This is a genomic window from Aminobacterium thunnarium (assembly GCF_055390565.1).
Window position 1 is genome coordinate 1,910,362 of record NZ_AP042412.1, and the last position, 19,447, is coordinate 1,929,808.

The window sequence follows — 19,447 nt, forward strand, 5'->3', positions numbered from 1 at the left end:
ATCACTCGATCTCTTTAGAATACTCCTTATAATCTCCAACATCGGTCTCAAGATAACCTGCCTTAATAAATGCCCTCTGTGAAGGGATATTCGTATACTTTACTTTTCCGATAACTCTATCAATGTTAGTAACTCCATCTTTCTCCAACACCGCACTGATCTCTTTAAGCATTAACGTTCCATACCCGAACCCGCGCCATTGGCTATCGACGCTGTAATTAATTATCGCGTTTCTATTTTCAATCTCGATTCTAATCTGCCCTATCGGCCTCGCGTTCAGGTAGGCTATATATATTCTAGAAGTGGCGCTGTTCAGTTTCTCTTCGAACCACTTCACGTGTGCTTCGTATTCAATCGAATCAGATGTAAAGGAATTTTCTCTAACAGTTCTGTCATTCGCCCATTCATATATAAGAGAACAATCGCTACGTGTAGCACGTCTATATGACATCTTCATCTCAAACATGTTAAATAACGTCCCACGTAATCCACCTATCGGCTTCTATATCTTCAAGAGCCCTTCGCCCAACAACCACATCTATATACTTGGGTTTGATGCCCAAACCCGGTCTCTTCACTTCCAACATTTCAGATGTAATAATCGTTCCCTTCGGGATGTCTGTCTTGGCATGAATACTTCGCCTGGCTTTTTGGTAATACTCCTTCTCGTCGTCACTCGGGCCAAGCTTCAAACCATCTCCAAACGCGCTTTCCACATCCCGGATCTGCCTGACTAGTTCTTTCAGTTCCTCTGGCTCTATAGCAAAGGGATGATCTGGTCCTTCCATCTTCCGATCAAGGGTATAATGTTTTTCAATAATTCGGGCTCCCATTGCCGCCGCAGCTACACTAATATGTATTCCCTGCGTGTGATCTGACAGTCCAGTGATCACATCAAATCCCTTTGACATTGTCTTCATGGCTTTCAGGTTCATTATACGGGCTGGGGCTGGATATATTGAGGCGCATTGAAGAAAAGCTATATTAGGATTTTGAGCTTTCAGGCACGTAACGTATGCGTCCTCTATTTCTTCCATGTTAGCCAGACCTGTAGAAATGATGATGGGTTTCCCTTTTCTTGCAATATAATCTATTAGTTGGAGATCGACTATCTCAAAAGAAGCGACTTTAAAAAGATCACTCACCTCATCAAGTTCGTCAACAGCTTGATAGTCAAATGGTGTAGCAAAAAAAATGATATCTTTCTTCAAACAATAGCTTTTTAATTCGGAAAGCCAATCCCGAGGAGTCTCAATCTCTTTTATTAATTCCCATAAATTCTTCTTGTAATTGGAATGGCGTGGGGTTTTTTGAGAGTAGAGAGTTTCCGCGGAATAGATCTGAAATTTAACGGCATCTGCTTGAGCTTCTACAGCAGCATCTATCATCTCTTTGGCCAGGTTCAACGAGCGGTTGTGGTTGGCTCCAATCTCCGCTATGACGAAACACGGCTCTCCCTCTCCTATATATCTATGAGTGGATGGAATGTGTAGCTTCCTCAAATCAAATACCTCCCTACTCCTTCTATTTCAGGTACTTCATATTTATCGCTGCCACTTCAGGATGTCTTTGTAAATATTCACTATACCTATACGCCTCAGCTAAAGGACCAACCTTCTCGTAAAGAATGTTGACCAACGTAAGATCTTCCGGATAATCCAAAGTCAGTCTGCAGGGAGGCCAATGTAATCCTTCGCTGTGCAGCCAATATATGCCAAACAAACCAGGGTTGGTATATATGTAAGGCCCGACATGCTCTCTTTCCTCTTCTTGTCGCGCCTCTTGATTGGCTTTATCTAATGCGTGCCGTGAAAAAACCTCTACATCAAGACCGATGGGGAAGTCGCCTCTAAGCGTCCTCAAGGCATCACATCCAGTCTCTATAAATCGTTCGACACATCTATCTATAAGTTCCCAATCCAGAAATGGGCAATCAGACGTCACTCGAACAATAATATCCGCCTTCGTTTCTTGGGCGGCTTGCGCGTATCGGGAAAGAACGTCGTTTTCGCTGCCTCGCGTAATATGAATTTCGGGAAAGTCAGAAACAACAACATCATGTATTGGATCATCTCTATCGCTCTCTGTAGTAGCCACAACGAATTGAGATACTGTCTGGGACATTTGAGCGCGTTTCAAAAACCAATACAATAATGGATGTCCCTGGAAAAGAGTCATGATCTTCCCAGGGAGACGGGTAGATCCCATTCTAGCTTGTGTTATAAGAACAACCTTCTTCATGCGATTCAACCTTGCCTTTAAAATAAAATGGTATTACTCGTTTTGTAGAAGCTCTCTGATCTGAGATACGTCAAGAAAATATGGATTTGCCCCTGAACTGTATTCAAAATCGTCAGGAACGGCGTGGCCCATTTCCCTTAACGGGTTTACTGAATAATCCACGTCTTTCGAGAAGATCAGGCTCGGTCGTATTACAAAAAAATCATCAAACTCAAGGGCAAGTCGTGCCTCATCTTTCGGACACATTATTTCGTGAAGCTTCTCGCCAGGACGAATGCCCACTGTTTTCATGGGAATGTCAGGAGCTACTGCTTTTGCTATGTCTGTAATTTTGGCAGATGGTATTTTAGGAATAAAAATTTCGCCTTTTTGCATTCGTTGAAAGGCCTTCAATACAAAATCTACACCTTGATCTAAGGTTATAAGGAAACGCGTCATGCGTGGATCTGTTATAGGAATTTCCGACGCTTTTTGATTGGCTAACTTTTTAAAGAAAGGTATGACTGAACCTCGGGAGCCAACCACATTTCCATAACGTACAACGGCAAAGCTCGTATCCTGGCTTCCTACTAAATTATTTCCGGATATAAAGAGTTTATCTGAGCATAGTTTTGTGGCACCATATAAATTAATGGGATTCGCGGCCTTGTCAGTGGAAAGTGCTACAACCTTTTTTACTCTATTCGATATGGCTGCCTGTATAACATTAAAAGCGCCATTTACATTTGTCTTTATGCACTCCATGGGATTGTACTCCGCTGCCGGCACCTGCTTTAATGCGGCTGCATGAATAACGTAATCAATCCCCCTCATGGCCATATGCAAACGTTCACTGTCTCGAACGTCACCTATAAAATACCGCATGGCTGGGGAAGAAAACTCCTGCTGCATTTCGTACTGTTTCAGCTCGTCTCGCGAATAAACCACAAGCCGTTTCGGAGTAAAGGATCTTAATATCTTACGAACGAACGCGTTGCCAAAAGATCCTGTACCTCCCGTTATAAGTATAGACGCGTCTTCAAACATAATGTTTTAGTCCTCCTAAATAATAAAGCCCTAAAAGCAATCAATTTATTTGCTATCCTTATTCAGAGCAGAATGTTAAACACACCTGCTCTTTTTAGTTTTTATGTTATCTCATTATGAGTTATTGCAAGATTCCCATCGAAACAATCCATTTCAACGCTCTCTCAACAAGTTAAATTGCTGGCATTTTATTATTAAACAGCCACGTTGGGAATAACTTCGACAAACGTTATGGTCTTCCACATTAGTCCTCTTTTCTAAAAAATGTTTTCCACGGCATAGGGTACACTTTAGCAGATAAAAACCACACCATCAAAAAGGTAAGAAAGTGTACCAAAGATGTCGCCTGTGCTGCCCCTATTGCTCCATTGTATTTGATAAAAAAATAATTTAAAATAACATTAAAAACAGCACCTAAAAAGGTCACCATTGCAAGAATATACGTTTTTTCTACATAAAATATATAATTAACAACCATATAGTACATCCCTCGAAAGGATGCCCCTAAAGCTATCCAAATAATAAAAATAGACGAACCCTGGAAATTCACTCCAACTAATATCTTCAGCATTATCGGAGCTAAAGCCCCCATGATAACAGCGAGGCTCAAAATCAAAACAAAGTAAACATATGTGTTTTTTACAATTTTATTATAATATTTAGGGTTTTTTTCATTAAGTTTTTTAAAAAGCCACGGAGAATAAGCTTGATTAAATGCCGTCGCCAAGAGGACCAAAATAGACCCTATCTGGTACCCTACAGAATACAAACCCGTCTCAGAAACACCAACCATCTTTGTAATAAAAATTCGGTCGATTGTAACATTCAATATTCCTCCTAAAGAATGAGGAATCATAGGAATACCGAAAAGCAATGCATGTCTAAGGTACAGTTTGTTGAATTTTAAAGCAATTCCTTGATTTCGCCTAAGAAGCCAAAGACCAAGCAAAGCAAAAAAACAGGTAGCAAAAGTTCTTGAAACTATTCGGCCCTTCCAGTCCATACTAAAGACTAATATAAAGATGACAGCAAGGATGGCTTCAATAAAAGTTAAACTGTTTTGAAAAATACCATAGGAACGAGGTTTTTCTCTAACTTGCCAATATTTTAATACCAATTGTGTAATCACAATCGCTATTGAAAGCAGGGGTATTGTCCATATCCATTGAATTGGGAAAAAGATTAAATTCCCTATTTCTTTTTGAAATAGTAAGAAGAAACCACCCACAATACCCCCTGTTATAAAAACTAAAAGTAGAATCATTCCCATGTATCCAGAAGCATCAAAACGATCCTCAGCAAAATACGCTCTTGAATATGCCCCTGGCCCGTTAAGCCCCACAAAAGGAACTGTCAGATTAACCATTACGCCAAACATAGCTATATAGCCAAAATCTGCCGGACTAAGAAATCTTGTCAACAAGGGAAGCAAAAAAAAAGGAATCGCGTTGTTAAGAAGAGAAAAAAAACCATACGTTCCTGCAGAACGTAAAAGACTAGAACGAGATATATTTCTTAATGAAGATGTTAAGGATTGAATAAACTTGCGTTCGTTCTTACCCATGCTACGTTATTTCCTCTCTTCCCAAATCACAAGCACGTGCCCTTCAAACCTGTCTCGTAACGCTTGCAACTCATCCCTTTTCAGCACTAGCACTCGTATCTTCCTCTCAATCATTTTTTCAAGCTTATCTATTAGACTTTGCAGGTAAGCTCTGTCAATTTCACCAACCAAAACAAGGTCGATAAGGCCAGAGTCAATGCCATTTGCGTAGTCTCCAGTTATGAAGGCAAGTTCTACATTTCCGAGGCGTTTTATAACTTGATCTACAAGCTGGTCGATTCCGAGAGTTTTTGTAACGATGGCTCGTATTTCGGAGAAAAGCGGATGTTTGGTATTGGCCTTATACAGCTTTGTCCGCCCTTCGTCGTGGCTCTCTAAAAGCCCCGCATCTGTAAGGCGATTGAGCTCAACCCGCACAGAATTCGTCGACTCGCCAAACTCATCGGCAAGTTCTCGCAAGTACGATCTATTCTCTGGATTGAGAAAGAACTTTAAAAGCAATTTAACTCGTGTTTTCGATGTAATTAAAGAATCTATCATAAAGATATCTTTTTCCTTTCTCTATTTCGAGTTATTTTATTACTCATAAAGAGTGAAGTCAAATAAAAAGAGCGCTTGTAAAAAGCGCTCTTGATCTTTACTATTACACGTTATTTTGTCTGGGGGTTCGTTTGAAGCGGCGTTGAAAGAGATCGGGTGGCAACGCTGCCAATACAATGGCAAGAACAATTATAGTGCTTCCCGCTAATTCATATGCCGTTGGCAGTTCTTTACTCATAAAAGCAGCAAGAGTAATGCCTGTAACTATTTCAACTGTGCAGACGAGGCTTGCTGCTGTTGCCGATATATAGCGCAGAGCAGTGTAATATGCTGCGTAGGCAACAAGACTACCTACACAAGAGAGTAAAGCTATGGCTCCCCACGACTTAAGTGTCAATAGGGGCACATCTGCCCATCCATGCGAAAAATGCTTAATGGCAATCATACAGAGACCACCCCAAACATGGGAATAAAAGATGAGGCTCTCTCGTGATATTATGTTTTCTCGTGCGATTTCACGACCAAGAAGAGATTGTCCGGCCATGCCAGCCACAGCAACGAGGCCCCATAAAATACCTGCCAAAGGCAGCGCCTGTGTTGCATCCTTGCCCGAAAACATTCCAACCCAGACACCAAGAAGAATCAAGAATGAAGAAAGAACCTGTGCCAGTGTAGGGCGTTCTTTCGTAATAATAATTCCTCCCATAAGGGTTACAAGGGGGAAGGTGTAGTGAATAATAAGGGCTGCTGAAACAGTAAGGTATTTCAACGAATATAAAAAACCTGTGTATGTACAAACCACAGATAGAAGCCCGTAAATAAAAAGAGTACATTGATTCTGTAAAGTTACTCGAAAATGTTGCGGGGTTCGTAACACCATAAAAAGTCCGCACCCAATAACGACTAAAAAAGTACGCAATAAGATCACAGTTGTCATATTGACACCCTGAAGGGCAAGAGTTCTGCCGATGGGGCTTACTATCCCCCACGAAATGCCAGTTGCCAACGCTAAAAGAATGCCTAAGAAATGCTTATTCAATACTATCACCTTGTATACGTTATACGTGCTTATTGAAACAATAGATGCGATTATAGCCCATTTGCGAGAAAAGAGGGAGTGGCTAAACTCCCTCTTTAACAAGCCCTCTAAAATTCATAACGCCTAAGAAGTTCGTCAAGGCGTTTTCTTATTTTCTTTATTCGATAGTGAACGCATTGCTGCGTTCTATTAATCTTTTTCGATATTTCTTTTTGGGTGTATCCGTAAAAAAGATGCTGGATAATAAAGCAATCAAGTTTAGAAAAATTGCGCTCTATTAGATCGATGAGATCCACAGGCAGGTGTTTCGTCGGAGCGGGAATAGAAACTTCGTGAGCTTCAGTAAGGGCACAATTATGCTCTTCATACCTATGCCGGCGAGCTGCATCTCGTACTCTACCGGGAAGTCTTTTTCGTAAATATTCACCTATGTCGTTACATGATTCGAGGGGACGTTTTTGAACTAAATGAATCAGTGCCAGACAAGCTTCTTGCTGTAAATCTTCAAAGTCTGCACCACGGCCAGTATAACGACGAGCTGTTTTTTCAATAAGATCAATGTTCTTTCGTATAATATTTTTCAGTGTTAAAGATTTAGAATCAGTCATTCACGATAACTCCTTTCTGTCTTTAAGGCTAAATGAACGAAGTTTCTTTTTCCGTAGGCTATGATGCTTGTAAATCCTGCTTTTTTAGCCAACTTGCAAAAAAATGTCTGTCGAGATTTCATTACAACAACGTCAACTGCACGCCCCTGAGTGTGAAGACTATGCGCAACACCTCCTACCTTTTTGTTATGGCGCAAACATCGAAAACCACTTGTAATAACTAAGGGGTTCTTCCAAAAAAGTCGCAACGCTTCGAGATGATGAAGAAGAGGTGCCCATATTTTTACGTGGCAACAACATTTGCATTGAAACTCGCTAAGATTAAAATGGGGCGTGAGCTGCATTAAATTGACTTTGTTTTTCATAACGTTTCCCTCCTCCCAAATGAGTAATTGCACTTTCCAAACTTCTGATGGCACCGGCCAGATCATCAAGCCTCTTTTCCATGCGCACAAGCAAATATGCCGCTACAGCCACCGAAAAACCGCTTTGAATACACGATGCCAATAAGTCTTCCATACATTTCCCCCCTTTTTTTAAAACACGAAAAAACGGCCGGAAGTGCATTCCGGCCGCATAAGGCCACGTTTTATCCCTCTATAATAGGGGTTACAGTAGTCTCTACAAGCTCAGCCCCAAGAATAGCGGCTAACCCTTTTACAAAGATGTTGTTGTCTATTAAGGATTGCATTGCTTCCTTTACCTCTGTATCTGTAACATCTTCACGTGCATAGCGAAGAGAGAGGGTTCGGTTTTTTCCATCTGCGGTACCAAATTTAAGACGAAGGGTTTTCACTAAAATCACTCCTTTCTGGAAAAAACGGGAGCGGCATCTTTTAAGGATGCACCCCCATCATATAGTATTTTGCGTTTCTTCTCTACTCCACAACGTCTGTATCTACTTTTCGTGTCTCTGCTACTGGATATTCGAGAAGAGATTCGAGCACTGTTGAAATTGTTGCTACCTTTTCAGCTTCAACATCAGAAGAAACTCCTGAAAAGTTGATGGAACGAAGAATCGGATCTCCGCTTTCATTAGAACCGATGTTAACTCGAAGCTGCAGGCGACTTTCTAATGGAAGATAAGCTGCCATTCTTTTTCACCCCCCTTCACCTATATAAGTGTGTTGAAAGGGCGCAAAAAACAAAAAGGGAATAAAAAAAGGCGGCTTTTACGCCGCCTTGAGGTTTTTCTTTCGCTTGAGCATCATTACGTTTATCTATTACATTGCACTTATGGCGTACATCACGAATTCGTTGAACCCGGTAACGATACGTATATAGCCTGATAAAATCTGATCTATAGTCGCATCGCCAGTATCCATAAGCAATGGAGCCCCCTCCAATGCATGTAGTTTTGCCGGCGTAGAGAGAATGAAAATATCGTTGCGGGAGAAAAAGCGAAGAACACGAGGGCTGATCTGCTGATTTCCCCTTCCGAAAAGGAACCCCTGCCCTCCGATAGGTGTAACGATAAGTTTTATTTTTTTATACCGCGAGCAAAGCTTAAGAAGCGTTTCTTCAGAAACATCTTTCGCTATAAGTTTTCCGTTATACACAACATCGACTCCAAGAAGGGTAAAGTCGAGGCCAAGTTCTATCATTAACGCCCTTGTGGTTGTTCCAGGCCCTACTATATAAAGCGTATCAGAGTACATCTCGTTACGAGCCATATAAGCTGCTATAGCCTGTTGAGAAACCTGTTCTGACAGGGCGCTTCCCGCTTTGAGTCTTTGCACTCGTCTTTTCTCAAAGGGAATATTTAGATACCCAAAGAGTCTGGCTGTAACTATGCCCTTCCTAAAGAGTGTTTCATCAATATCCATAACCTCAGCAAGCTTTTCTTGAGTGCTTTTATTATTCAGATACAACTTAGCAAGCTCCCCTGCCTGCTGGGGTGAACAGCCAAAAACAGCTGAATGAATTTTTACACCAGAGGGAATTCCAAGTGCTGTAAGTTCAGTTCCTACACTTTCATATATATCTCTCGCAGTACCATCTCCACCCGCAAAGAGTAAAAGGTCTACATTTTGCTTCAGCGCTTCTTTTGCTGCTAAAAGGGTATCTTCACGAGCTGTTACATGCTCGGAAATAGATTCTCTTAAAAGCACCTCTGGAGAAAAACCACACTGCATGGCAACTTTTTCCCCCATATTCCCAGGAAAGGTTATGAGACGTATTTCATCTTTTATTTCAAGAAGATGCGATAGCGCACACTCTGCACGACTAGGGGAATGAGGAGTCGCCCCCATCTCCCTGGCCCGTGCAATAGTATCGGGGCCATCTGTTCCCTTCAGTCCAACCTTACCCCCCATACCAGCAATTGGATTGACGATGAGCCCCAACTTTTTCATAATTTGCTACTCCTTTAGCTCTTTCTTTTCGAAATAGCCATTATATTTTTTCTTATAACTTCTCCACGTAATGGCCCACTTCTCTGGATCGTCAAGATAGGCGTGATCAACATGGTGAATGGTGCTCTTGTGTGGAGCCGTTTTTACCAATTCAGGATTTTCATATGCCTCTTTGACAATCTGCTCAGTAATGGCGATAAACTCGTCTAATTCTTGCTTAGAGTATGATTCTGTAGGTTCGATGGTGAAAGGTTCCGGAACGAGCCATGGTTCGTGGCTTGTCCAATAATGAACGCCAAAGTCAAACATTCTATTTTGAATGTCGCTTGTCGTTACGCCTGTCTCCTCTTTCAGCTTCTGCCAACTGTAACGTACCTGTTCAATACGATGTTCCCCTTCGGCGTAAGGTGCAGAAGCTCCGCGAATAGACAATATTTTTCTAAACATGTAGTTATTATTCAAAACAGCAACTCTGGCTGCTTCTTTTACTCCATCAGCACCAAGGGCTCGAATCCAGGCATAGGCCTTCAGAATCGCAGGAACCGTTCCATAAAAGTTCTTAATCTTACCTACTGAATAGGGAAGATCATCTTTAAGATAGAAACGTTGTGTTTCACTATCTTTTTCCACAATTGGAACCGGCAAGAAGGGTTTCAATCGTTCTGTTACACCCACAGCGCCACTACCAGGGCCACCACAGCCATGAGGTGCAGAGAACGTTTTATGCAGGTTGAAGAAACACATATCGAAACCGGCCTCGCGCGCCCGGGTAATGCCCATTATGCCGTTGAGATTTGCCTGATCGTAGCTGCAAAGACCGCCTACACTATGCACCAAGTCTGTAAACTCTTTAATTCGAGAGTTGTATATACCTATATCTTCAGGGTTTGTAATCATAAGTGCTGCTGTTCTTTCAGAGACAGCATTTTTAAGAGCTTCAAAATCTGGACGACCATCTTTTCCAGGATAAATTGTAATTATCTTGAACCCCTTCAATTTAGCTACAGCAGTGTTTGAGGGATGCGAATATATTGTGGTAATAATTTCATCTTTTGTTTCAACCTGCCCCGTCTCTTCAAGCCATGCTCTGATGATAGAACCAATAACGTAAATAGCCTGAGATCCGCCTCCGCTTTGAAGGGAGAAGGCATCCATTCCCGAAATGGCACGAAGAGCGTGATCCATGTTATAGATAACTTCGAGCACACCCTGAACCGTTGACTCATCCTGATAGGGATGAAGTTCGCTCACTTTTGGATTCCGTGCCAGCACTTCATTTATTTTGGGGTTATATTTCATGGTGCATGTTCCTTGTCCGATATCAATATTCAGATCAGCACCCAAGTTTTCTTGAGAAAGTCGCAAATAGTGCTTTAAAACTCTCATCTGTGACATTTCAGGAAGATCCGCCCTATCTGAACGAATCATATGAGAAGGAAGCTTTTTCGTATCTTTAACAGTTTCACGTATTCCATCTTCTACTTTCGGCAAAAGGACACCGCGCTCACCTTGTGTGGTGAGTTCATAAATGATGGGCTCATCCCATCGAGCCTGATGGAAGTCTCTCAATTTTGTCTGCATATTCATACCCATGAGCGTTCCTTCCTTTCTACGCAAGAATTTCGCCAAGAGCCGCGATGAGAGTATCCATATCTTTCTGTGTAACGCACTCGGTTACGCTATAAAGAGCACTCTCTCCGTACCCTGGGAAAAGAGTTGAAAGATCAAGTCCACCGAAGATATGCCTATCTAAGAGGGCTTTGTTAATCTCTTTCACTGTTTTGCCCGTACCGTCAAAATTAACAATAAACTCTTTAAAATGAGGTGTTGCCTGAAGAGGAATTTTTACTCCTGGCAGAGCGGCCATTTTCTCCATAAGATATTGACAGCGCATATATATGTTCTCGCCCAATTCCTTCATTCCTTCAGGCCCCATGAGAGCTAAGTACACACCAGCAGTAATTCCCCAAAGGGCTGCCGCCGTTCCAACATATTCTTTGGCATTTTCGCGCTCTGCAAAAGAAGTGCGTTCCCACGCTACGTCTCCGAATCCCCACTCTTTATGAGTTGTAGGGGTAATACCAAAGAGACGAGACGGATACTCTCTTACAAAAGTTTCGTCATCTTGAACAGCCATAAAGCCGCCTCTGGCACCGCCATAATAGAGATGCATTCCCAGCGGTTGTAAATCACCACATACGATATCGGCACCATAACGAGATGGAGGTGTTAATAAGCCCATGGATGAAGGGTCAATGCCTACAACCATAAGAGCACCGGCATTATGAAGAAGTTCCGCAATTTTTTTGCCATTGACATCAATGGTTCCGATAAAAGCGGGATTTTCAAAATAGAAGACTGCCGTTTTTGAAGAGATAAGACTTTCAAGTTTTTGAAGATCGACACATCCTGTTTCTGGATCACAGGGAACATATGTAATGTAAAGATCTGGATTGCTATAATTTTTTATAACAGCTTTTGTTTCCGGGTGAATACTTTCTGCCACAAGCACTTCATCACGTTTGGTAATGCGAGTAGCCATTCTGATTGATGTTGCAGCTGCCTGTGCCCCATCGTATGTAGGAACATTGACGACATCCATATCAACAAGTTCGGCCATCATACTTTCAAATTCGAAAAGGGCCTGGAACCTTCCGTGGTCTTCATATGGTTCGCCTGCGTAGGCTGTAAGAAACTCTGAGCGCTGATTTATTTCATCGCATATAGCCGGCACGTAATGATTCCAGCAACCACCACCTAAGAAGCTGATATTCTCTGACGTTGTAGCATTTTTCGAAAGAACTTTTTCAAAATGCCGCTTAAGCTCAACTTCAGAAAGAAGCGGTTCAGGAAGACCTAGTGGTTTATTTAATTTTAATTCATCTGGAACGCACTCAAAAAATTCATCAATGCTTTTCGCTCCAATGGCCTTCAACATTTCTTCCTGAACGTGAGAAACAGAGTTCGGGATATACGGATAGACAACTTTATTCTTATCCATGAGCTTCCTCCTCTTTCTTTGCTATAATACTAAAAGTATTCAAAGAATACATAGTATTCATAGTCTATTTTTTCTGCGCTGTCAAGTTTATAAGCTAAACAAAATTCAATGAATACATTGAATTCTTTAACATCGCTACTATGTAATGTATAATGTGGATTATTCATTTCTGTTGAGAAAATAAGAGAAATAGGGAGGAATTGCCATTGAGAAATGTTTCTCAAGCACGGTCTTCTGTGGATTACGTATATAAGGAATTACGCCATAAAATCATGAATAAAGAGTTTAAGCCAGGCCAGCGCCTTCCCGAAATATCCATAGCAGAACAACTCGATGTTAGCCGTACTCCTGTACGAGAAGCGTTTCGAAGGCTCTCGAACGAAGGTCTTATTAACATTGTTCCTAATGAAGGAGCCAGTCTGGTCGATCCTTCAAGAGAAGAAATTGAAGACACATTTGAGATGCGCGCATATCTAGAATGTCTTGCTATTAAAAAAGCCGTGCATCGTATTACTCCTCTTCAGCTTTGTATGTTAGAAGAAGAAATTCAGAAAGAGGAAAATATTTTTATCGAAAAAGACCTCGATAAGTATCTGGAAATCAATAATGCCTTCCACAGAATTATCGCTGAAGCCAGTGGTAATGTCGTTCTTTACGATCTTATCATAAGCGTTCTTTCTCGTTCTTTAGTCTATCTTGTGTTATTTGAATCCTTTTTTGATTTCAGCGGGAACCCAAGTCTCGACGAACATCGAGCCATTCTTGAGGCACTAAAAGAACGAGATGAAGAAAAAGCCGAGGCATTAATGAAGTCGCACATACTTACTGCCGCAGAAGATGTTGGCGGTGCAAGAATTTCTGAGCCCAAATAATAGCTTATAAAACCGATTCACAGCAAAGGGAAATAGGCGAATTTTTAGTGGTGGCCCAAAGCTGCCACTTTTTTATTTTAATTTGAAATGAAATGTGTAAGGGGCCATAGTTTGCTTCCTGATAACGTGATAAAGTGAATGGCGGGAATCCCAGTCCGTATGATTGGCTCCCGCCAATTCAAAGATAAATGGGCTCACTCTGTCCAATAGTAGTGGCGGAATGGAAGTTGCGGCTTTTGAACTGGCTAAAGAGAGCTCGTATATTTTTTCTTTTGGTGTTTTTCCGTCCATTTCTCTTCCTCCGTGTGACCGCTTCTGATTGTAATATTTTACCCAGTTTGTAGCAGAAATCATAAAGGTTTTACGAGATGTAATATATGGAAGCGTAGGGATATAGAATTCCTCATCGTCAGTACGATGGCTCCGTTCCACAAAGCCCTGGGCTTCTTTCTGCCCCTTAGGGATGGAGAGAAGCGTTATGTCGAGAGGGGCCATGAAGTTTTCTTCCATGATGGCCCTCTTCCTGCTTCCCCCTCCGCCTCCAAACTCAGTTCCATTGTCCGTCTGGAAAAAGATTTTGTGCCGAATGCCCAAAGCGCGAAGCATGAACCCCACATATATCATGAAAGAGAATCCGTTGGCAAAGGAAAGTTCATCGGCAAAGCTTAGGAACCGTGTTCTTGTCCGTATATCGATAGCCGTAAACTGATACTTGGGAAGCTTGTACTTGAAGACCGCGGCGTACGCTTTTTCAGGGAGGGCTTTGGCGTCCGCGATATGTTTGGCATCAATCTGAATGTATTGCAGAGCTTCCCAATGCTTAAGATTGGCATAATACCGCCTGTTCCCGTTTTTAGAACGTACTTTTTTGCTCTTCCTGTTGTTTCTTCGCAAGATGTTTCTGATCGTGTAAGGAGAGAGGGTTAGACTAAAGATGCGAGCCAATTCCCTGGCAAGTCGCCGAGCTCCCATGTTCGTTTTCTTCTGGGTTTCAAGAACGATAGCTTCTATATGGGGTTTCGTCCTTTTAGGATGGGGGGAACGGGGGCCCCTTTTTTCTAGTAACTTTTCCACAGGGAGGCCATCTTTTTTTCTTTTTGCCAGTGTTCTGGCCCATCGTTCAGAAATCCCCATGATGCGAGCAATCTCCCTGATTGTCTTTCCTTGTTCCATGAGATCTGTTACGACTTCCAGTGCTGCTATAGGGTTCCCAGATTGCTGTAAACGTTGGTATAATGATGTCATGGCGGGTTTACCTCCTATATCCTTTATTTTGGTTGTTTGAGCAACACCAGTATAAAGGAGAGGTGCCCGCCTTTTTCATTATCTCTTTCACTTTACCTAAGTAAACGGAACGAAACTCTGGCCCATCTACAATTTGAAATGAAATGGCCGTTGACAGAAACTTTTTTTCTGATATTATTTGCTGTACACAATGGATTCAATGAATTCAATTTATTGTCGTGCGACGTTCTTTCTTGTTTTGACTTCTTTTCTGCGCGTTTAACGCAAAACCTATTATTCAGAAGGGAGTTTTATAATATGGCTAAACGTAAAGCACTACAAATTGGCGCCGGGATGGTCGGTCGTTGTATCGTTAACGATATTATTAAAGACTTCGACGTTACCGTTCTTGACATGAGTGATTCAAACTTAGAAGAAACTAAACGTCTCTTCCCAGATGCCAAAACCGTTAAAGGCTCTGCCCTTGACGAAGAACTTTTTCAAGAAGTTTCTAAAGATGTCGATATCGTAACTGCTGCAATGCCTGGAACAGTCGGGTATAAGGTAACCGAGATCGCAATGAAATACGGAAAGAAACTGGCAAGTGTTTCTAGTATGCATGGACGTTCTGATGAACCTTACGACAAGATCGGGAAAGAGACTGGCGGTCTTGGAATTTCCATGATTGGCTTTGAGCCTGGTATGAGTAACTTCTTTGCGGGCCGTGGTTATCACCTCCTCGATAAGTGTGAAGAAATGTATGTTTATGTTGGTGGTATTCCTTATAACCCTCGCCCTCCTTTTAACTATACCACGACATGGTCATTAACAGACAACCTTAACCAGTTTGCACAACCAAGCACTGTCGTTCGAGATGGACAAGAAGTAGTTCTCAAAGCATTAAGCGAACTTAAAGACTTCCAAATTGAAGATTACCCCACAATGGAAGCCTTCACAAGCAACGGACTCGGAAGCCTTTTCCGTAGTTTTCATGATGTCCCCAATATGGCAGCCTATACCGTCCGTTGGCCAGGACTCACCGAACAGATGCGTTTCTTGGTGAACCTTGACCTCTTCGATTGGGAACCTCGTAAGATTGCCAAACATGATCTTGTTCCCCGCGAGATTCTTTTCAGCCTTTTCGCTGACAAATATAAGAAACTTCCCGGAGACCTCGATCTTTCTATCATGCGCATTATCACCAAGGGATACAAAGGTGATGACGCAGTTCAGCACACATGGGAAATAGCTCAGGTTGAAAAACCCGAGAGTGGCTACACTTCTATGGCTTGGTGTACAGCTAGCACATGCGGCATTTTTGCTCGCGCAATGTGCGAAGGAAGAATCAAGGGATGCGGCATGGTTTCTGCTGAGAAACTCGCTGCAGATGATGATTTTTACAACTGGGTTATGGCCGAACAAGACAAACGAGGCGTTCATTACAAACAGAAAATTGATATCAAAAAAGACGCCAAAAAGAAGTGGAATCGCGGATAGGAACCAGCACCACTTGTTTCCAACTTTAAGATCTTAAAAATTGCTTGAGCTCGTTATGGATTGAAACAGACACGACTTTTTTTGAATAGCCTTGGTTATTACAGCGCGGATCTTTTCTTTTTTTCCGCGCTGCTAGTTCCTGTAGTGCCATATTCAAAGGAGGTGCCTGTCACCCATGGACGTTACACAAGTGACAAAATTACTAGAGTTCTTTGCTTGGAAAGTGCTTTGGAATCCATATTTTCCAATTATCTTCATTATTTTAGGAATATATTTAACTGTAGGAATGCGTTTTTTCCAATTCCGAAGAGCAAGTGACATTATCTACAACACGATAGGAACCCTCTTCCGAAAAAAGAAGAAGGAAAAAGATAGTAAAGGGAATCTCATCAGTTCTTTTGGAGCTTTTGCTACAGCACTTGGCGGTACTGTAGGAACAGGTAATATTGCTGGCGTTTCTAGTGCTATTGCTATTGGTGGTCCCGGTGCTCTTTTCTGGATGTGGATAGCAGCGCTGGTAGGCATGGCCACAAAGATGGCTGAAATAATTTTGACACAGCACTATAAACAGCGTTATTCAGACGGAAGCTCTTACGGAAGTGCCGCTTTTTATATTGAAAAAGGTCTTGTTGAAGAACGAGGCTGGAAGTGGTGCAAAATTCTTGCTGTCGTATTTACGATCTTTATGATCGGCTCTTTTTACGTTGCTCCTGGCCCCTATACGATTATGGAGTCTTTTCAACGTTCCTTTGATTTATCAAAATATGCGGCAATCGGCATGAGTATTGCTTATACGCTCCTTTGCTACTATATCGTTCTTGGTGGTATTCCCAGAGTCGTCAAGTTTGCGGAAAATGTTGTTCCGGCAATGGTTTTGCTTTATTTAGCTGCTGGTCTTTATGTTATATTCCAAGATCTCTCCGCCCTTAGAACGGCTATTGCCAGTATCTTTACTTATGCATTTAAACCATGCGCTGCTATCGGCGGCTTTGCCGGTGTTGCTGTTATTAAGGCCGTTCAGATAGGCGTTGCCCGGAGTGTCTACAGCAATGAAGCAGGGTGGGGCAGTTTTGCCATTATCCATGCAACAGTGGATGTAGATCATCCAGGACGACAGGGAATGTGGGGAGCATTTGAAGTTGGTGTTGATACGCTGTTAATTTGTACTATTTCTGGTCTTATGGTTATAGTTACCGGCGCATGGAAGACGGGACACGGTGGAGCCGGTGCCGTTGGAGATGCTCTAACAGCAGTATTCGGCCCCTTTGGAGCATATGCCCTATCATTTTTTATGTTGATCTTCGCCTTGACAACAACAACAGGCTGGTTCTCGTATCTTGAATCATTAATTGTTTATTGCACTCGAAACAAAACTCGTGAACAACGTATTAAATATATACAGTTTGTTCGATTTACTGGACCCGGTGTTCCGTTGCTCTTTACGCTCTATGCCTTCTATAACAATATGGTTCCTTCAGTGGTATGGATGCTGTTGGATATTCAATCTGCAGTTCCAGTGTATGTGAACGTTGTAGCCTTAACGTTGTTATCTCCTCTTATTTTCCGTCTCACGAAAGAATTTGAAGTTGGTTACCTTGATCCGGAAAAGGCCGCTCGGAAAGCTGCCAGGAGAGCTGCGGCTATAGCTAAATAAGGGAATGAGGAGGAGACTTCACATGGCTGAATTCTTTGACTCCGTCAAAGTATCGATACCCGTTAATATCTTCTTTGATGGAAAAGTTCAAAGTCGAACATTAGTTTTTCCAGATGGAAGCAGAAAAACCCTCGGAGTATATCTTCCCGGAGATTACGAATTTCACTCCGATGGTCCTGAAAAGGTTCTTATGACAAAGGGTTCTGTGGAAGTTTTTTTCCCCCAAGACTCTGATTGGAGAAGAATCAATAAGGGCGAAGTGTATATGGTTCCCCAAAATACGAAATTTAAAGTTCGATGCTCGGAGATTTCGGAATATATCTGTGATTTTCTTTAATCAGCAATACAAAGTTCTGCCGCCTCAAAGCGGCAGAACTTCATCTCTCTTTACACTATATAAAAGAAGCGGAGGTTTAGAGAATGAAAAAACTCGACGAACTTGTGTTGGCAAACGCTGATAATTTAATAAAAGTTGTGCAGGAAAGCGTTCGAATTCCAAGCATATGTTCTGAACCTACATCACAACATCCATATGGAGAAGAAATTGCTAATGCTCTAGATCACGCTTTAAACGTGGCCCAATCTATGGGATTTCGTACTACTAATCTCAACGGGAAAGTTGCTTGGGCAGAATATGGCGATGGAGAAAAAATAGTTGGGGCAATGGGGCATCTCGACGTTGTTCCTCCTGGAGAAAACTGGAGTTTTGATCCTTTTTGTGGAGATATTGTAGACAACCACATACGAGGAAGAGGAACTCAAGATGATAAAGGACCTCTTTTCAGTTCTCTCTTTGCACTAAAAGCTCTCGCTGATTCTCACGCACCGCTAAAGCACAGAGTAAGAATCATTTTCGGTCTTGACGAAGAGAGTGGACAGATGAGAGATGTTGCAACATATCTTGACTCTGAGGGGCCGCTTCTCATGGGCTACACTCCTGATGGAGAGTATCCTGTGGTCAATGCCGAAAAGGGAGCTCTTAAATTTACTGGTTATTTCAGCTTTAATAATCTTCTGCCTGGCAAGATTGAACTTGTCTCTTATAAAGGTGGAGAGGGAACAGGTTCAGTTCCTGCGAAAGCTAAGGCCACTCTCAGCGGCGCAAGAGAAGACCTAGAAAAAGCATCTACACTTATTACAAAAGAGGCGACAAAGAATAACTGGCCTTTTTCTCTTAACTGGGAAGGGCCTCTTCTCAGCTTTTCAGTAACAGGCAAAGCAGCTCATGCTACGTTGCCCGGATTAGGCGTTAATGCTATTGGTCGTCTCTGCACTCTATTGTCATTATTGGACATTGCGGAAAATTATCGGCGCTTTTTCTCGTTTATTGGTGAAAATTTCGCCTTTTGTCCCGATCTCTCTACATTAGAATTGGCAGCTTCTCACCCTCTCACAGGGAATATTACCTGTAACTTAGCTACTCTTGAAGGTGACAGAGATAGCGCCTCTTTTTATGTAGGAATATATATTCCAGCGCAAACACTTTCTTTTGACGACGTTTGCTCTAAGATTGCAGCTGCCTGCCTTGATGAACACATTGATCTTGATATCAAGACAAAGATTCCACCTTTATACGTATCTCCTGATAATCGCTTAATTAAGGCTTTAAGCAGAGGGTATGAAAATGCGACAGGAGAAAAAAGTCGACTGCTTGCTATGTGTGGAAGCACGTACTCCAAAAAGATGCCCAATATGGTTCCTTTCGGTGGAACCTTCAATGGGGAGCCTGACTTTGCCCACGGAGCTGACGAAAGAGTGCTTATAGATAGGTTACTCCGTAGCACGTGTATCATGGCTCATGCTCTTAAGGAATTGGCAAACGATTAG

The 19,447-nt window shown here is 42.1% G+C and carries 21 protein-coding genes; 5 read left to right on the forward strand and 16 right to left on the reverse strand.

Annotated features, from left to right (window positions below; all coding sequences use genetic code 11):
• Position 1: 1 nt before the first annotated feature.
• The 15 genes from ACZ5GY_RS09420 to gcvPA form a co-directional block, all read right to left on the reverse strand.
• Positions 2-466, reverse strand: coding sequence for a GNAT family N-acetyltransferase (locus ACZ5GY_RS09420; RefSeq protein WP_464111800.1), 465 nt, complete (start codon positions 464-466; stop codon positions 2-4).
• A gap of 1 nt (position 467) precedes the next feature.
• Positions 468-1,502 (reverse strand): N-acetylneuraminate synthase family protein, encoded by a 1,035-nt coding sequence (locus ACZ5GY_RS09425; RefSeq protein WP_464111801.1) that lies wholly within the window; start codon positions 1,500-1,502, stop codon positions 468-470.
• A 22-nt stretch (positions 1,503-1,524) separates the two neighbouring features.
• Positions 1,525-2,241, reverse strand: a complete 717-nt coding sequence (locus tag ACZ5GY_RS09430) for a cytidylyltransferase domain-containing protein (RefSeq protein WP_464111802.1) — start codon at positions 2,239-2,241, stop codon at positions 1,525-1,527.
• Between the two features lie 33 nt (positions 2,242-2,274).
• On the reverse strand, positions 2,275-3,267 hold the full coding sequence (gene pseB / locus ACZ5GY_RS09435; RefSeq protein WP_464111803.1) for a UDP-N-acetylglucosamine 4,6-dehydratase (inverting): 993 nt from the start codon (positions 3,265-3,267) through the stop codon (positions 2,275-2,277).
• 244 nt (positions 3,268-3,511) lie between these two features.
• Positions 3,512-4,831, reverse strand: a complete 1,320-nt coding sequence (locus tag ACZ5GY_RS09440; RefSeq protein ID WP_464111804.1) for a lipopolysaccharide biosynthesis protein — start codon at positions 4,829-4,831, stop codon at positions 3,512-3,514.
• A gap of 6 nt (positions 4,832-4,837) precedes the next feature.
• Entirely contained in the window at positions 4,838-5,371 is a 534-nt protein-coding gene (locus tag ACZ5GY_RS09445) for an ArsR family transcriptional regulator (protein WP_464111805.1), read from the reverse strand.
• Between the two features lie 103 nt (positions 5,372-5,474).
• Positions 5,475-6,419, reverse strand: a complete 945-nt coding sequence (locus ACZ5GY_RS09450; RefSeq protein WP_464111806.1) for a DMT family transporter — start codon at positions 6,417-6,419, stop codon at positions 5,475-5,477.
• A gap of 98 nt (positions 6,420-6,517) precedes the next feature.
• Positions 6,518-7,018 (reverse strand): sigma-70 family RNA polymerase sigma factor, encoded by a 501-nt coding sequence (locus tag ACZ5GY_RS09455; RefSeq protein ID WP_464111807.1) that lies wholly within the window; start codon positions 7,016-7,018, stop codon positions 6,518-6,520.
• Positions 7,015-7,383: a D-Ala-D-Ala carboxypeptidase family metallohydrolase gene (locus ACZ5GY_RS09460; protein ID WP_213690467.1), complete on the reverse strand. Its 369-nt coding sequence runs from the start codon at positions 7,381-7,383 to the stop codon at positions 7,015-7,017. The genes ACZ5GY_RS09455 and ACZ5GY_RS09460 overlap by 4 nt, the downstream gene beginning before the upstream one ends.
• On the reverse strand, positions 7,340-7,537 hold the full coding sequence (locus ACZ5GY_RS09465; RefSeq protein ID WP_213690468.1) for a YvrJ family protein: 198 nt from the start codon (positions 7,535-7,537) through the stop codon (positions 7,340-7,342). Before ACZ5GY_RS09465 ends, ACZ5GY_RS09460 begins: the two co-directional genes overlap by 44 nt.
• A 70-nt stretch (positions 7,538-7,607) precedes the next feature.
• Entirely contained in the window at positions 7,608-7,814 is a 207-nt protein-coding gene (locus ACZ5GY_RS09470; protein WP_213690469.1) for a DUF2922 domain-containing protein, read from the reverse strand.
• Positions 7,815-7,896: 82 nt separating this feature from the next.
• Positions 7,897-8,112 (reverse strand): DUF1659 domain-containing protein, encoded by a 216-nt coding sequence (locus tag ACZ5GY_RS09475; protein ID WP_213690470.1) that lies wholly within the window; start codon positions 8,110-8,112, stop codon positions 7,897-7,899.
• Positions 8,113-8,241: 129 nt separating this feature from the next.
• Positions 8,242-9,372, reverse strand: coding sequence for an ATP-NAD kinase family protein (locus ACZ5GY_RS09480; RefSeq protein ID WP_464111808.1), 1,131 nt, complete (start codon positions 9,370-9,372; stop codon positions 8,242-8,244).
• Positions 9,373-9,378: 6 nt separating this feature from the next.
• Positions 9,379-10,959 carry an aminomethyl-transferring glycine dehydrogenase subunit GcvPB gene (gcvPB, locus tag ACZ5GY_RS09485; protein WP_464111809.1) on the reverse strand — a complete coding sequence of 527 codons (1,581 nt, stop codon included), beginning with the start codon at positions 10,957-10,959 and terminating at the stop codon, positions 9,379-9,381.
• Positions 10,960-10,981: 22 nt separating this feature from the next.
• Positions 10,982-12,373: an aminomethyl-transferring glycine dehydrogenase subunit GcvPA gene (gene gcvPA / locus ACZ5GY_RS09490; protein ID WP_464111810.1), complete on the reverse strand. Its 1,392-nt coding sequence runs from the start codon at positions 12,371-12,373 to the stop codon at positions 10,982-10,984.
• A 206-nt stretch (positions 12,374-12,579) separates the two neighbouring features.
• Between gcvPA and ACZ5GY_RS09495 the strand changes: the two genes are divergently transcribed.
• Complete coding sequence (locus tag ACZ5GY_RS09495) at positions 12,580-13,245, forward strand: GntR family transcriptional regulator (RefSeq protein WP_464111811.1); 666 nt, start codon at positions 12,580-12,582, stop codon at positions 13,243-13,245.
• Between the two features lie 72 nt (positions 13,246-13,317).
• On the opposite strand, the gene ACZ5GY_RS09500 is transcribed toward ACZ5GY_RS09495, so the two are convergent.
• Positions 13,318-14,490, reverse strand: coding sequence for a transposase family protein (locus ACZ5GY_RS09500; RefSeq protein ID WP_464111812.1), 1,173 nt, complete (start codon positions 14,488-14,490; stop codon positions 13,318-13,320).
• Between the two features lie 297 nt (positions 14,491-14,787).
• Between ACZ5GY_RS09500 and ACZ5GY_RS09505 the strand changes: the two genes are divergently transcribed.
• The 4 genes from ACZ5GY_RS09505 to ACZ5GY_RS09520 all read left to right on the forward strand — a co-directional run bounded on the left by ACZ5GY_RS09505 (position 14,788) and on the right by ACZ5GY_RS09520 (position 19,447).
• Entirely contained in the window at positions 14,788-15,966 is a 1,179-nt protein-coding gene (locus ACZ5GY_RS09505) for a saccharopine dehydrogenase family protein (RefSeq protein ID WP_213690474.1), read from the forward strand.
• Positions 15,967-16,141: 175 nt separating this feature from the next.
• Entirely contained in the window at positions 16,142-17,620 is a 1,479-nt protein-coding gene (locus ACZ5GY_RS09510; protein WP_464111813.1) for an alanine/glycine:cation symporter family protein, read from the forward strand.
• A 22-nt stretch (positions 17,621-17,642) separates the two neighbouring features.
• Entirely contained in the window at positions 17,643-17,957 is a 315-nt protein-coding gene (gene ppnP, locus ACZ5GY_RS09515) for a pyrimidine/purine nucleoside phosphorylase (protein ID WP_464111814.1), read from the forward strand.
• 83 nt (positions 17,958-18,040) lie between these two features.
• A complete protein-coding gene (locus ACZ5GY_RS09520; protein WP_464111815.1) occupies positions 18,041-19,447 on the forward strand; it encodes a Sapep family Mn(2+)-dependent dipeptidase in 1,407 nt (468 codons plus the stop codon).